We start from the raw sequence: 14,286 nt of genomic DNA, 5'->3' as shown, positions 1-14,286 counted from the left end.
CGGATGTTTGTCCGCCGGGTAAGGCGCGTCAGCGTCGCCATCCGGCAAAAAGCAGTGGCGCAGAAATAAAAATGCCAGCCGATCGGGCTGGCATTTTGACTGCGGGATGTACACAATGAGACAGAAGAGCTATGCAACGGCTTCTGCTTCGATGGGCACGATGACACTGGCATGATTGCCTTTTGGCCCCTGGTGGACATCAAACCGGACAGACTGCCCGGCTTTAAGCGTTCTGTAACCATCCATTTGAATGGTGGAGTAATGGGCGAAAATATCTTCGCCGCCGCCTTCAGGGCAGATGAAACCAAACCCTTTGGCATTGTTGAACCACTTTACAGTACCCGTTTCCATGCTTCGACATCCTTCGTAAATCTTATATAAGTAAGATGGAATGAACCGGTGGCGGAGTGGGGGCTGTTCAAAACCTCGCCAACTCTCGAAACTACAATTTAGAGAAATCAGGCGGGGCGTCAAGCGCCAGGCGGGGTGGATGGGGTAAAAATGAATCAAAAATTTGAAGCAGTTAACGCTATTGCCGGTAATGTGACAGATGTCGCGGATGACAGAGATAGATGATAGTTATCTATTAATTGGGGTAGATTGATTGCGTGCATAGGCTCTTGTCAGCGGCAGTACGTTCTGCCGGTAACCGTAACCGAAGATGACGACTGACAATGGGTAAGACGAACGATTGGCTGGATTTTGACCAGCTGGCGGAAGATAAGGTGCGCGACGCGCTAAAACCGCCATCTATGTATAAAGTGATATTAGTCAATGATGATTACACTCCAATGGAGTTTGTTATTGACGTGTTACAAAAATTCTTTTCTTATGATGTAGAACGTGCAACGCAACTGATGCTTGCGGTTCACTATCAAGGTAAAGCTATCTGCGGCGTATTTACCGCCGAGGTCGCGGAGACCAAAGTGGCGATGGTGAACAAGTATGCGAGGGAGAACGAGCATCCGTTGTTGTGTACGCTGGAAAAAGCCTGAATGCAGGCGTAAAAATTGGGGGAGGTGCCTATGCTCAATCAAGAACTGGAACTCAGTTTAAACATGGCTTTCGCCAGAGCGCGCGAGCACCGACATGAGTTTATGACCGTCGAGCACTTGTTACTGGCGTTGCTCAGTAACCCATCGGCCCGCGAAGCGCTGGAAGCGTGCTCCGTGGATTTGGTGGCGCTCCGTCAGGAACTTGAAGCCTTCATTGAACAAACCACACCCGTACTGCCTGCCAGCGAAGAAGAGCGCGACACACAGCCGACGTTGAGTTTTCAGCGCGTGCTGCAACGTGCGGTCTTTCACGTTCAGTCCTCCGGGCGCAGTGAGGTAACTGGCGCGAATGTGCTGGTGGCTATCTTCAGCGAACAGGAATCCCAGGCGGCCTATCTGCTGCGTAAGCATGAAGTCAGCCGCCTCGACGTGGTGAACTTTATTTCTCATGGGACGCGAAAGGACGAGCCGAGTCAGTCTTCTGACCCCGGCAATCAGCCAAATAGCGAAGAACAAGTTGGCGGGGAGGAACGTATGGAGAACTTCACGACTAACCTTAACCAGCTTGCTCGCGTGGGCGGAATCGATCCGCTGATTGGCCGTGAAAAAGAGCTGGAGCGTGCCATTCAGGTGCTGTGTCGCCGCCGGAAAAATAACCCGCTGCTGGTGGGTGAGTCCGGCGTCGGTAAGACGGCGATTGCCGAAGGTCTGGCCTGGCGTATTGTCCAGGGCGATGTGCCGGAAGTGATGGCGGATTGCACCCTCTACTCGCTGGATATCGGTTCGCTGCTGGCGGGCACCAAGTATCGCGGCGATTTCGAAAAACGTTTTAAAGCGCTGCTCAAACAGCTGGAACAGGACACCAACAGCATCCTGTTTATTGATGAGATCCACACCATTATCGGTGCGGGTGCGGCGTCGGGCGGCCAGGTGGATGCCGCAAACCTGATTAAACCGCTGCTCTCCAGCGGTAAGATCCGCGTGATTGGTTCCACGACGTATCAGGAATTCAGCAACATTTTCGAGAAAGACCGCGCGTTAGCGCGTCGCTTCCAGAAAATTGATATCACTGAGCCGTCCGTGGATGAGACTGTGCAGATCATCAACGGCCTGAAACCGAAGTACGAAGCGCACCACGATGTTCGCTACACGGCGAAAGCGGTGCGTGCGGCGGTAGAGCTGGCGGTGAAATACATCAACGACCGTCATCTGCCGGATAAGGCGATTGACGTCATCGACGAAGCCGGTGCGCGTGCTCGTCTGATGCCGGTCAGCAAGCGCAAGAAAACCGTCAACGTGGCGGATATTGAGTCCGTTGTGGCGCGCATCGCGCGTATTCCTGAGAAGAGCGTCTCGCAGAGCGATCGCGATACGCTGAAAAACCTCGGCGACCGCCTGAAAATGCTGGTCTTCGGGCAGGATAAGGCAATTGAAGCGCTGACCGAAGCGATCAAAATGAGCCGTGCGGGTCTCGGTCATGAACATAAACCTGTCGGTTCGTTCCTGTTCGCGGGGCCTACCGGGGTAGGGAAAACCGAGGTAACGGTACAGCTCTCCAAAGCACTGGGTATTGAGCTGCTGCGGTTTGATATGTCCGAGTATATGGAACGCCACACCGTAAGCCGCCTGATCGGCGCGCCTCCGGGATATGTCGGTTTCGACCAGGGCGGTCTGCTGACCGATGCGGTTATCAAACATCCGCATGCGGTTCTGCTGCTGGATGAAATTGAGAAGGCGCATCCAGATGTCTTTAACCTGCTGTTGCAGGTGATGGACAACGGCACGCTGACGGACAACAACGGGCGTAAAGCGGATTTCCGCAACGTGGTGCTGGTGATGACCACCAACGCCGGTGTGCGTGAAACTGAGCGTAAATCGATTGGCCTCATCCATCAGGACAACAGTACGGACGCGATGGGTGAAATCAAGAAAGTGTTTACGCCGGAGTTCCGTAACCGTCTCGACAACATTATCTGGTTCGATCACCTGTCTACTGAAGTGATCCATCAGGTTGTCGATAAGTTTATCGTCGAGTTGCAGGTTCAACTGGATCAGAAAGGCGTCTCCCTGGAAGTGAGTCAGGAAGCGCGTGACTGGCTGGCAGAGAAAGGCTATGACCGCGCGATGGGCGCACGTCCAATGACGCGCGTCGTCCAGGACAACCTGAAAAAACCGCTGGCAAACGAGCTGCTGTTCGGTTCGCTGGTTGGCGGCGGCCAGGTGACCGTTGCGCTGGATAAAGAGAAAAATGAGCTGACGTATGGTTTCCAGAGTGCGCAAAAGCACAAACCGGAAGCTGCGCATTAATCTCGTAACCGGTAAAATCTGAACGCCAGTCGCGTTCAGATAAACTCGCTAAAATCCGTAATCTCTTTTGAGGTTACGGATTTTTTTTGCCGCCATGCCCCGGATACCTGGAAACCCTTTTTTTGAGTGTTTTTTAACGCTATGATTTTTATGTGTTTATATTTTTCTTTATTAACACCATGATAGCGACGAACAGCTTCAGTTCACTGCCGTACAGATAGCTTAGAAAAGCGTTACAGGAACTTGAGGCTGGTTCATGGCGTAAGGGGCTGAATGATTATTGCCAGTGTATGGCGATAACCCCTGTTCCGGCTGTAAAAGGCTGGCGCACGGTGAGTCGGGTGCAGGTGAAAAGCAGTCCACAACGGTTATTGCGGCGTTCCGTCAGGAAGGGATGGTTGACGGAAGAGCAGGCGCAACTGCGCCTGGTGGAGTCAACCGAACAGCATAGCGATTTGCCTTACCTGAACGTTAAGAGCTTGTCGAATCAGCAACAATTTCGGGTGTTTATTCGCCACAGTGAACTGCGTTCTGAACCTGTTAGCGGGACATTCACAAGCTATGGATTAAGTTCTACGGCGACCATTCCCTGGTTCTGAGAAGCCTGATGGCGCTTCGCTTATCAGGCCTACAGAGCGCCACTCGTAGGCCGGATAAGGCGCGAGCGCCGCCATCCGGCGATGTGCAACATGCGAAAAAAAAGCCCGTACTTTCGTACGAGCTCTTTTCTGAATATGGCGGTGAGGGGGGGATTCGAACCCCCGATACGTTGCCGTATACACACTTTCCAGGCGTGCTCCTTCAGCCACTCGGACACCTCACCATATTGTATTGCTGCCTGACCGCTTGGGGGCAACGGGGCGCTACTATAGGGAGTTGCGCCAAAACGGTCAAGCAGAATTTACGCTTTAATTATCGTTTGGTTACGCAATGAACATATTCCCTGCCCTGGGGGAGCAGGGAATACGATTAGCGCTGTGAATCCAGTATCTCACCGTTTTTCACCACTTCCTGCGCTTTGCTGTAACTCTCGATCAACAACTGATACGCCGGGAACACTTTGGTGTAGACCTCAGCCCACTCTGCTGCGTCTTCACGGTTCCAGGTGCCCTGCAACTCAGAAGCCACTGCGGCGGTATCCATCGGTACGACGCCAGCCTGAACAACGCGTGCCAGCGTGATTTCCTGGGCCATTTTGCTGTAGGTGCCGGAAGCATCAATGACAGCAAACACTTTATAACCTTCCGCGACTGCGCTAATCGCCGGGAATGCCATGCAAACGCTGGTAATCGTGCCGGCGATGATCAGCGTTTTACGGCCGGTCGCTTTTACCGCCTGGACGAAATCAGCGTTATCCCAGGCGTTGATCTCGCCTTTACGGGCAATATACTGCGCGTGCGGTGCATTGGCGTGGATCTCCGGGATCAGCGGGCCGTTCGGTCCCTGCGGTACAGATGCCGTCGTAATGACCGGCATCTTCGACAAGGTCGCCATTTTGGCCAGCGCGGCCGCACGGGCGCGCAATTCAGGCATTGGCATATCACCAACGGTCTGGAAAAGCCCGCTCTGGTGGTCGATTAACAGCATAACGGAATCGTTAACGTCAATTACCGGGCGCAAACCATTAAAATTAGCAGGACTGGACATATTGTGTACTCCTCAATGTTTTCAGATTTGGCCAAAACGGCCGGAGTTGAAATCGCGTACGGCTTCTGCGATTTCTTGTTTTGTGTTCATGACAAATGGGCCGTAACCGACAATGGGTTCATTCAGCGGCTCGCCTGACAACAGCAGAACGCTGGCATCGCTACTGGCTTCGAGATACAGGTTTTCACCTTCCTGGCTTAACACCACCAGTTGCGCTTCATTTACCGGTGTTGTGCCATTCACCGTAATACTTCCTTTCAGGACGACCAGCGCGGTGCTCCACCCTTCAGCGACGGGCAGCGTAAGATGACGATCGCGTTGCAGGCGCATATCCCAGACATTCAACGGCGAGAAGGTATGCGCCGGGCCTTTCACATCCTGATAGCGGCCCGCAATAATGCGCGCGGTTCCGGCTTCGTCAGGCAGCGTTACGGCAGGGATGAGATCGCTGCTGATGCTTTGATAACCCGGCACCGCCATTTTGTCTTTCGCGGGCAGGTTCACCCACAGTTGCACCATTTCCAGCTTGCCTCCCTGTTGGGTAAAGGCTGAAGAATGAAACTCTTCATGCAAAATGCCTGCGCCTGCGGTCATCCACTGCACATCGCCAGGGCCGATGACGCCGCCGCGGCCTGTTGAATCGCGGTGCTCAACTTCGCCGCTGTAAACAATCGTGACGGTTTCAAAGCCGCGATGCGGGTGTTCTCCCACTCCACGTTTTTCGTTTTCGGCGCCAGGGGCAAAGGTATGCGGCCCGGCATAGTCCAGCAGCAGGAACGGGCTTAACTGCTCTGCATGGGACTGATAAGAGAAGAGCGAACGAACCGGAAATCCATCGCCAACCCAGTGCGGGCGAGGTGCGGTATAGACGCCTGTAATCTGTTTCATGGTGGTCTCCTCGGTGGCGTTGTCTTGATGTAAATAAGCTTATATCTATGACAATGATCTGAGTAGTCGCTAAAATAGACCTTACCGTTCTATAAACAGGACAATGTAATGACAAAACCGGATCTCAATGATTTTGCGTGGTTTGTTCATGTCGTCGAGGAGGGGGGATTTGCGGCGGCAGGGCGAGCGCTGGATGAACCAAAGTCAAAGCTTAGCCGACGTATTGCGCAACTGGAGGAACGGCTGGGCGTTCGCCTTATTCAACGAACCACGCGGCAATTTAATGTCACTGAAGTCGGGCAGACCTTTTATGAACATTGTAAGGCAATGCTGGTGGAAGCACAGGCGGCGCAGGATGCGATAGCCGCCTTACAGGTCGAGCCGCGCGGCATTGTAAAACTGACATGTCCAGTGACGTTGCTACATGTACATATCGGCCCAATGCTGGCGAAGTTTATGGCGCGTTATCCCGATGTGTCGTTACAACTTGAAGCAACCAACCGCCGTGTTGACGTGGTTGGCGAGGGCATTGACGTTGCAATTCGCGTCCGGCCGCGTCCTTTTGAAGACAGCGATCTGGTGATGCGCGTGCTGGCGGACAGGGGGCACCGTTTGTTTGCCAGCCCGGCGCTGGTACAGCGTATGGGGAATCCTTCTTCGCCAGCAGAACTGCATCACTGGCCCGGACTGAGCCTGGCTTCAGGTAAACATATCCACCGTTGGGAACTCTTTGGTCCACAGGGCGCGCGCGCTGAAGTTCACTTTACACCGCGTTTGATCACTACAGACATGCTGGCGCTGCGTGAAGCGGCCGTTGCGGGCGTCGGCCTCGTTCAGTTACCTGTTTTAATGGTGAAAGACCAACTGGCTGCGGGGGAGCTGGTTGCCTTGCTGGAAGGATGGGAACCCAGAAGAGAGGTGATTCATGCGGTATTCCCGTCCCGCCGTGGATTATTGCCGTCCGTACGCGCGCTGGTGGATTTTTTGACAGAAGAGTATGCGCGGATGGTGGAGGATTAAAACAGAGCGCAATATACCCTTTTTTATTTCATGTTACTAACTTATTGATTTTATTTTATATATATAACTTGGGTGAAAAAGGGTCTGACAGGAAGACGTTGCGTTTTTCTTCAATAAATCAACGTGATTGTCTGATATTATTCCTGTTCACTGCCGTACAGGCAGCTTAGAAACGTTAAACCAGCGTCGAACCTGAATTACACTGTGTTCACTGCCGTACAGGCAGCTTAGAAATCGCAGAACTTCGCCCATCAGCACGCCAAGTTGTTCACTGCCGTACAGGCAGCTTAGAAAAAGTTGATCACCGTTGTTCGCCGTAGCGTTTCGTTCACTGCCGTACAGGCAGTTCAGTATTGAATGTAGAAGGAAGGGACGCTGCGGGGAATAAAAATAATGTTAATTCGCATCAACGGTATTCATGCAGGAAAGGGACAACAAAAAGGCCGGATAAACCGACCTTTTTTTATCTTTACGCCACCCGGGCGTGAAAACAATCAGCGACTACGGAAGACAATGCGGCCTTTGCTCAGGTCGTACGGGGTCAGTTCAACAGTCACTTTGTCGCCCGTCAGGATGCGGATGTAGTTTTTACGCATTTTACCGGAGATGTGTGCAGTAACCACGTGACCGTTTTCTAATTCTACGCGGAACATGGTATTAGGTAACGTTTCGAGAACGGTACCCTGCATTTCAATATTGTCTTCTTTGGCCATCTAATCCTCTGGGGTATCACTACCGTAATTTGAACCGGCAAGATAATGCCGAAGTTCTTTAAATAAGTAAAGATTTGCGCGTTTAAAACGCAGCAAATCAGGTTTGGCGCATTACTCCGAAAAACACGGCAAAGCCGCACTTGAAGCGCAACGTATAAGGGAGCGATGAGATAAACGATGGGCGTTACCTGACGCGAACGGTTCCTTAACGGCGGCGGGGTAATGGGCATAACCTGCTCTGCGGCACAATTATAACACCCTGACAAAAAATGTGCCGAAAACATTCACGCCTGAGGCGAAAATAACGTGCGCGGCACCCAGAAATGACCCGGTAATCGCTGTTGCCGTAATGATCCCAGATGTTCAAGGTATTGCCTGCGGGGAATTTCGACAGCGCCAAGCGATGCCGTGTGGCTATTCAGCACCTGGCAGTCGATTAATTTTCCACCCTGACGAATAAATTCAGCGCAAAAAACAAGCAGCGCGGTTTTGGAGGCGTTCTCCTGGCGACTGAACATCGATTCGCCGCAAAACAGGGTGCCTTGTGAAACGCCATACATGCCGCCGACGAGCGCGTTGTGTCGCCATACTTCGATGGAATGCGCATGCCCCAGCTCATGTAAGCGGTGATACGCTTCCACGACATCGCGCGTGATCCAGGTTCCTTCGTCACGATCGTTGGCGCAGCCTTCAATAACCTGACCAAACGCATAATTAAGCGTGACGCGATAGGGCGATCGTTTGTGAAAACGCTTCATGCTGCGGCTGATGTGTAATGTTTCAGGCTGCAAAATAGCGCGAGGATCGGGTGACCACCAAAGAATCGGGTCGCCCGGTGAAAACCACGGGAAAATACCCCGCTGATAGGCCATCAATAAGCGGGCAGGGCTGAGATCGCCACCAAGCGCCAATAAACCATTGGGTTCACGTAACGCGCCTTCCGGCGAGGGGAAGGCGATTGAGTGGCGAGAAAGCTGAACCAGGCGCATGACCGCAGAACTCCAGTACGCAAGTCGGATCGTTCAATAATAGCTTACAGACGTTGCTTAAACTGGTAATAACGACCCTGCCTGGCTAACAGATCTGCGTGATTACCTTGCTCAATAATTTGCCCGTTGTCCATCACTATTATTTGATCAAAACGTGACAACCCGCGCAGACGGTGCGTGACCATTAAAACGGTTTTCCCGCGCATAACCTTTGCCAGCAATTCAAGCATCTGGCTTTCGGTTGTCGCGTCCAGCCCCTCAGTGGGTTCATCGAGCAGCATGAGCGGCGCATCGTGCAGCAGGGCACGGGCGATAGCCAGACGACGAAGCTCGCCGCCTGACAGCTGACGTCCGCCTTCGCCTAGCCAGCTGTTAAGTCCGCCATCCTCCAGCAGCTTTTCCAGCCCGACACGGCGCAGCATCTCTGAGAGCGTATCGTCGTTTGCGTCTGGCGCTGCCAGCAGCAGGTTGTCACGCAATGTGGCGCTGAACAGGTGTACTCGCTGCGACATCACGCTAATGGTGCGACGCAGGGCTGCTTCATCCAGCGTTGAAATCGGTTGATCGTTAAGCAGAATATCGCCGCTCTGCGGGTCCCAGGCGCGGGTGAGCAGTTGCAGCAATGTCGATTTCCCGCAGCCAGTGCGTCCGAGAATAGCGATATGTTCTCCGGGCGCGACTTGCAGAGAAAGGGCATCCAGCGCTTTTTGCGGCTGCTCCGGGTAACTGAATGAAACGTCACGCAGCGTCAGCGTTACCTGCCGGGGAGCCGCTGCTTCGTCATCCGGGAAGGTCACTTCAGGCTGCTGCTCGGTCAGTTCGGTAATACGCAGCGCAGAGGCGATGACCTGGCCAAGATGTTGAAACGCGCCGGTAACGGGGGCAAGCGCTTCAAATGCCGCCAGTGCGCAAAAGACAAACAGTGCTATCAGCGCGCCAGGCTGGCTGTTATTGCCGACGCCGCCGGAAGCCATCCATAACATTAGCATTACCGCCAGTGCGCCAATCAGCAGCATTAAGGCCTGGGATAGCGCCGTTAATTCAGACTGACGTCGCTGGGCTTCATGCCACTGTAATTCCGTGGCTTCCATTTGTGCCCGATAGCGCGAGCTGGCGCCAAATATTGTCAGTTCCGCCTGACCCTGTAGCCAGGCGGTTAACTGCTGGCGATACTGACCGCGTAAATGGGTTAAGTTCTGCCCGGTGCTTTTTCCGGCGCGATAGAAGAGCGGAGGCATAATAAACAGCGTCAGCAGCATAATGCCACCCAGCGTAATCGCGAGGGTGAAATCGAGAACACTCAGCCCCAGCGTGACCACCATAATCACCACAAACGCGCCAACCAGCGGAGAAATAACGCGCAGGTAGAGGTGATCCAGCGTATCGACATCGGCGACGACGCGGTTCAGCAGCTCGCCCTGACGATAGCGGGCAAGACCAGCAGGGGAGAGCGGCAGCAGCTTGCTGAACGTATGAATACGCAAATGTTGCAATACGCGGAAGGTGGCGTCATGGCTGACCAGACGCTCGAAATACCGGCCCGCAGTACGGGTGATCGCCGCACCGCGTACGCCAGCAGCCGGCAGCATGTAGTTAAAGCTATAGATACCCGCCACACCGACTACGGCTGAAGCGGAGAGGAACCAGCCAGAGAGCGTCAGCAAACCGATACTGGCCAGTAGCGTGACGATGGCCAGAATAATACCGAGCGTTAACATCCACTTATGACGTTTATACAGCGTCAGATACGGTAGCAAGGCACGCATTTAAATGTCCTCCTGACGATGAGCCAATAGTGTCGCAAACGCGCCGTTGGCGCTGCTGAGTTGGGCATAATCACCTTGCTCGATGATTTGCCCGTCCTGCATAACCCAGATCACGTCCCAGTCGGCAAGATCTTCTAACTGATGCGTTACCATCAGCGTGGTCTGGCGTTTTGATGCGGCATTCAGCGCCTGCATTACACGCTGCTCGCTGTGGGCATCCAGACTGGCGGCGGGTTCATCCAGCAACAACAATTTGCAGGGATTCAGCAGGGCGCGGGCAACCGCAACCCGCTGCGCCTGACCGACGGAAAGGCGACCCGCGTGATCGCCAGTCGGCGTGTCTACACCTTGCGACAACAGAGGTAAAAACTCACTGACCCAGGCGCTGTCGAGAGCCGCCTGTAGCGCTTGTTCACTGGCATCCGGGCGGGCAAGCAGGACGTTTTCACGGAGCGTGCCAGCCGGTAATTGTGGGTTTTGCCCCACCCAGGAGAGATGTTTTCGCCAGGATTCCGGGGATAAATCACGAAGTTCAACGCCGTTAATGCACAGGGAGCCCTGATAAGAGAGAAAGCCAGACAGCGCGTTTAACAGCGAACTCTTTCCTGAACCGCTGCGACCAACCAGTACGGCGCGCTGACCTGCGGCCAGTGTGAAATTCAGCGGTCCGGCAAGCGTTTTACCTTCCGGCGAGGTAATTATCAGATCCTGCGCTTCAAGGGTTACCGGTTCTTTCCCGGAAAGTTCGACATCGCCGCGTTCCGGGTGAGCGAGAGGTGTTTCCATAAAGGTTTTCAGGCTGTCAGCCGCACCTACCGCCTGCGCTTTGGCATGGTAAAAGGTGCCCAGATCGCGCAGTGGCTGGAAAAACTCCGGCGCCAGAATCAGCGCCAGGAAGCCGGCGGCAAGCGTGACGCCTGTCCCGTAATGGCCGAAATTAAGTTCGCCGAGGTAGGAGAAACCGAAATAAACCGCGACCAGAGCAATGGACAGCGACGTGAAGAACTCCAGTACCCCGGAGGATAAAAAGGCGAGACGCAGGACTTCCATTGTGCGCTGGCGAAAATCTTGTGAAGCGACACGAATGCTTTCCGTTTCTGCTTCACCGCGCCCGAAGATGCGCAGCGTTTCCATACCGCGTAAGCGGTCGAGGAAATGCCCGCTCAGGCGGGCAAGCGCCTGGAAATTACGGCGGTTAGCGTCGGCGGCGCCCATTCCCACCATCGCCATAAATAATGGGATCAGCGGTGCGGTGCCGAGCAAAATCAGCGCGGCGGCCCAGTTTGACGGGAAGATCGCCGCCACAATCAACAAGGGAACGCAGACAGCAAGCGCCATTTGCGGCAGATAGCGGGCATAGTAATCATGCATATCGTCAATCTGCTCCAGCACCAGCGTCGCCCAGCTACCAGCCGGTTTACCCTGAATCCAGGCTGGCCCTGCCTGTTGCAGGCGATCCAGCACCTGGCGGCGGATCTCAAATCGGATATGCTGCCCGGCATGAAAACCCACCCGCTCGCGCAGCCAGACCACCCAGGCGCGCAGGACAAACACCAACATCAGTACGATGAAGGGGAGCAGGAGGGCTTCGCGGGGAATATTGTCCATGATCATGTGCTGGAGAATGCGAGCCATGATCCAGGCCTGAGCGACAATCAGTACGCCACTCACGAAACCCAACAGGCGTGAAATGTTCAGCCAACGTTGGGAAATTACACTTTGCTGTTTTAACCAGCGGGTCAATTCTTTTTGACGGGTTTTATTCATTGCACGCTTAGCAGGTGAGTTATCGGAATTTTTGGCACGGCAATGTTACAACGGGGCAAAAATAAAGGCGACTTATAGTCGCCTTTTTTACTTTTGTTACTGATTTGTAAAAACTATTTGCACGCGTCAGCCAGACCGTCAAGGTAGCGTTCAGCGTCCAGCGCCGCCATGCAACCTGTGCCCGCTGAGGTGATTGCCTGACGATAAATATGGTCCATCACGTCGCCTGCGGCGAACACGCCGGGAACGCTGGTCTGCGTGGCGTTACCGTGGATGCCGGACTGGACTTTGATATAGCCGTTTTCCAGTTCGAGCTGACCTTCAAAAATCGCGGTGTTCGGGCTGTGGCCGATGGCGACAAACAGGCCTGCAACGTCAAGGGATTCAATGTTGTCCGGGTTTTGCGTATCACGCAGACGCAAACCGGTAACGCCCATCTGATCGCCGGTCACCTCTTCCAGAGTGCGGTGGGTGTGCAGCACGATGTTGCCGTTTTCCACTTTATCCATCAGGCGCTTGATCAGAATTTTTTCGGCGCGGAAGCCGTCGCGACGGTGAATCAAATGCACTTCAGCGGCGATGTTCGCCAGGTATAACGCTTCTTCAACCGCCGTGTTGCCGCCGCCGATGACCGCGACCTTCTGGTTGCGATAGAAGAAACCGTCGCAGGTGGCGCAGGCAGACACGCCACGGCCTTTAAATGCTTCTTCAGACGGCAGGCCGAGGTAGCGTGCGGAAGCGCCGGTTGCGATGATCAGCGCATCGCAGGTGTATTCGCCGCTGTCGCCGGTCAGACGGAAAGGACGGTTTTGCAGATCCACGCTATTGATGTGATCGAAGATGATTTCAGTATCAAATTTCGTCGCATGTTCGTGCATGCGCTCCATCAACAGCGGCCCGGTCAGATCGTTCGGATCGCCAGGCCAGTTTTCCACTTCCGTCGTGGTGGTCAGTTGACCGCCTTTCTCCATACCGGTAATCAGAACCGGTTGCAGGTTTGCGCGCGCAGCGTAGACCGCAGCGGTATATCCCGCCGGTCCAGAACCCAGGATAAGCAGTTTACTGTGTTTGGTCGTGCCCATGAGATCCCCATAGTTGTTGGCAGGCAATGGGCAGGATTGTAGGGAATTTGCAGACGTAAAAAAAGAGTATAGCGATTTTGTTAACAATATGTGTAATAGCAGGAACCGATGAATGGGCGGATTTAGAGCTGCGATATAACGCTTTCTACTTAAAATCGGTCAGTTATAAGGTGATAAAATGACGATTTAGCGCCGCTCTTAATGAATAACTGGCATGTTGTACTAAAAATCGATGTTTTGCTTTGACAATCCCCTGCTGTTTTGCGAAAACATCTTCTGGAAGAAAAAAACAGTGTTATGTGTGTGCTGCATAATCATGCATATAAGCACCATGTTTACCGGGCTAGTGAAATCTACGCATGGCGTGGACAGACGCCATTCGTGATGTCGATAGCTGCCATCCGGCAACGGTCTTCTCACCATAGGCCCTGGCATTGCGCGCCGTTAATCCCTCTGGGTTCGGTCTATTGTGATGGGCATCGACTCTGAACAGTGATGTTAGTAGAGTCAGGCAGGAGTAGGGAAGGAATACAGAGAGACAATAATAATGGTAGATAGCAAGAAGCGCCCTGGCAAAGATCTCGACCGTATCGATCGTAACATTCTTAATGAGTTGCAAAAGGATGGGCGTATTTCTAACGTCGAGCTTTCTAAACGAGTGGGACTTTCACCGACGCCTTGCCTTGAGCGTGTCCGTCGGCTGGAAAGACAGGGTTTTATTCAGGGCTATACGGCGCTGTTAAACCCGCATTATCTGGATGCATCACTTCTGGTTTTTGTTGAGATTACTCTGAATCGTGGCGCTCCAGATGTGTTTGAACAATTTAACGCCGCAGTACAAAAACTTGAAGAAATTCAAGAGTGTCATTTAGTTTCCGGTGATTTCGACTACCTGTTGAAAACACGCGTGCCGGATATGTCAGCGTACCGTAAGCTGCTGGGTGAAACCCTGCTGCGTCTGCCTGGCGTGAATGACACACGTACTTACGTGGTAATGGAAGAAGTCAAACAGAGCAATCGTCTGGTAATTAAGACGCGCTAACACGGAACAGGTGCAAAATCGACGTAGTTTGATTACACTCCTGTTAATCCATACAGCAACAGTGCCGGGG

The 14,286-nt window shown here is 53.4% G+C and carries 13 protein-coding genes, 1 tRNA gene and 1 pseudogene; 6 read left to right on the top strand and 9 right to left on the bottom strand.

The features are described from left to right. Window positions 1-129: 129 nt before the first annotated feature. The gene (cspD, locus tag CKO_RS09305; protein ID WP_000447499.1) at window positions 130-351 is read right to left on the bottom strand and encodes a cold shock-like protein CspD; all 222 of its coding nucleotides are present in this window, start codon (window positions 349-351) and stop codon (window positions 130-132) included. A 150-nt stretch (window positions 352-501) separates the two neighbouring features. Here cspD and CKO_RS23605 point away from each other — a divergent pair, with 150 nt between their 5' ends. The 4 genes and pseudogenes from CKO_RS23605 to cas6f form a co-directional block, all read left to right on the top strand. Continuing rightward, window positions 502-576 carry a hypothetical protein gene (locus CKO_RS23605; protein WP_213164981.1) on the top strand — a complete coding sequence of 25 codons (75 nt, stop codon included), beginning with the start codon at window positions 502-504 and terminating at the stop codon, window positions 574-576. 98 nt (window positions 577-674) lie between these two features. Next, window positions 675-995: an ATP-dependent Clp protease adapter ClpS gene (gene clpS / locus CKO_RS09300; RefSeq protein ID WP_012133050.1), complete on the top strand. Its 321-nt coding sequence runs from the start codon at window positions 675-677 to the stop codon at window positions 993-995. A gap of 30 nt (window positions 996-1,025) precedes the next feature. Next, window positions 1,026-3,302 carry an ATP-dependent Clp protease ATP-binding subunit ClpA gene (clpA, locus tag CKO_RS09295; RefSeq protein WP_012133049.1) on the top strand — a complete coding sequence of 759 codons (2,277 nt, stop codon included), beginning with the start codon at window positions 1,026-1,028 and terminating at the stop codon, window positions 3,300-3,302. Between the two features lie 230 nt (window positions 3,303-3,532). Beyond that, window positions 3,533-3,901 (top strand): annotated as a pseudogene (gene cas6f, locus CKO_RS09290) (type I-F CRISPR-associated endoribonuclease Cas6/Csy4); the annotation flags it as partial. Between the two features lie 136 nt (window positions 3,902-4,037). Here the strand turns inward: cas6f and CKO_RS09285 are convergent. The 3 genes from CKO_RS09285 to CKO_RS09275 all read right to left on the bottom strand — a co-directional run bounded on the left by CKO_RS09285 (window position 4,038) and on the right by CKO_RS09275 (window position 5,837). Further along, window positions 4,038-4,125 (bottom strand) — tRNA-Ser (locus CKO_RS09285). A gap of 146 nt (window positions 4,126-4,271) precedes the next feature. After that, window positions 4,272-4,949: an isochorismatase family protein gene (locus CKO_RS09280; RefSeq protein WP_012133047.1), complete on the bottom strand. Its 678-nt coding sequence runs from the start codon at window positions 4,947-4,949 to the stop codon at window positions 4,272-4,274. Between the two features lie 21 nt (window positions 4,950-4,970). Further along, window positions 4,971-5,837: a pirin family protein gene (locus CKO_RS09275; RefSeq protein ID WP_012133046.1), complete on the bottom strand. Its 867-nt coding sequence runs from the start codon at window positions 5,835-5,837 to the stop codon at window positions 4,971-4,973. A gap of 108 nt (window positions 5,838-5,945) precedes the next feature. On the opposite strand from CKO_RS09275, the gene CKO_RS09270 reads away from it, so the two are divergent. Further along, window positions 5,946-6,857 carry a LysR family transcriptional regulator gene (locus tag CKO_RS09270; protein ID WP_012133045.1) on the top strand — a complete coding sequence of 304 codons (912 nt, stop codon included), beginning with the start codon at window positions 5,946-5,948 and terminating at the stop codon, window positions 6,855-6,857. Between the two features lie 494 nt (window positions 6,858-7,351). Here CKO_RS09270 and infA read toward each other — a convergent pair whose 3' ends face one another. The 5 genes from infA to trxB all read right to left on the bottom strand — a co-directional run bounded on the left by infA (window position 7,352) and on the right by trxB (window position 13,174). Continuing rightward, complete coding sequence (gene infA / locus CKO_RS09265) at window positions 7,352-7,570, bottom strand: translation initiation factor IF-1 (protein ID WP_001040187.1); 219 nt, start codon at window positions 7,568-7,570, stop codon at window positions 7,352-7,354. Window positions 7,571-7,854: 284 nt separating this feature from the next. Continuing rightward, window positions 7,855-8,559, bottom strand: a complete 705-nt coding sequence (gene aat, locus CKO_RS09255; RefSeq protein WP_012133041.1) for a leucyl/phenylalanyl-tRNA--protein transferase — start codon at window positions 8,557-8,559, stop codon at window positions 7,855-7,857. Between the two features lie 44 nt (window positions 8,560-8,603). After that, window positions 8,604-10,325, bottom strand: a complete 1,722-nt coding sequence (gene cydC / locus CKO_RS09250) for a heme ABC transporter ATP-binding protein/permease CydC (RefSeq protein ID WP_012133040.1) — start codon at window positions 10,323-10,325, stop codon at window positions 8,604-8,606. Further along, complete coding sequence (gene cydD / locus CKO_RS09245; protein ID WP_012133039.1) at window positions 10,326-12,092, bottom strand: heme ABC transporter permease/ATP-binding protein CydD; 1,767 nt, start codon at window positions 12,090-12,092, stop codon at window positions 10,326-10,328. It lies immediately after the preceding gene. A 113-nt stretch (window positions 12,093-12,205) separates the two neighbouring features. Beyond that, window positions 12,206-13,174 carry a thioredoxin-disulfide reductase gene (gene trxB / locus CKO_RS09240; protein WP_012133038.1) on the bottom strand — a complete coding sequence of 323 codons (969 nt, stop codon included), beginning with the start codon at window positions 13,172-13,174 and terminating at the stop codon, window positions 12,206-12,208. 547 nt (window positions 13,175-13,721) lie between these two features. Here trxB and lrp point away from each other — a divergent pair. Continuing rightward, window positions 13,722-14,216 (top strand): leucine-responsive transcriptional regulator Lrp, encoded by a 495-nt coding sequence (lrp, locus tag CKO_RS09235; protein WP_000228469.1) that lies wholly within the window; start codon window positions 13,722-13,724, stop codon window positions 14,214-14,216. Window positions 14,217-14,286: the final 70 nt, after the last annotated feature.

Origin of the sequence: Citrobacter koseri ATCC BAA-895 (assembly GCF_000018045.1) — a bacterium.
GTDB classification, from domain to species: Bacteria; Pseudomonadota; Gammaproteobacteria; order Enterobacterales; family Enterobacteriaceae; genus Citrobacter_B; species Citrobacter_B koseri.
Note: the sequence above shows the minus strand (reverse complement) of the source record. Positions and strands in the feature narration are given on the sequence as shown.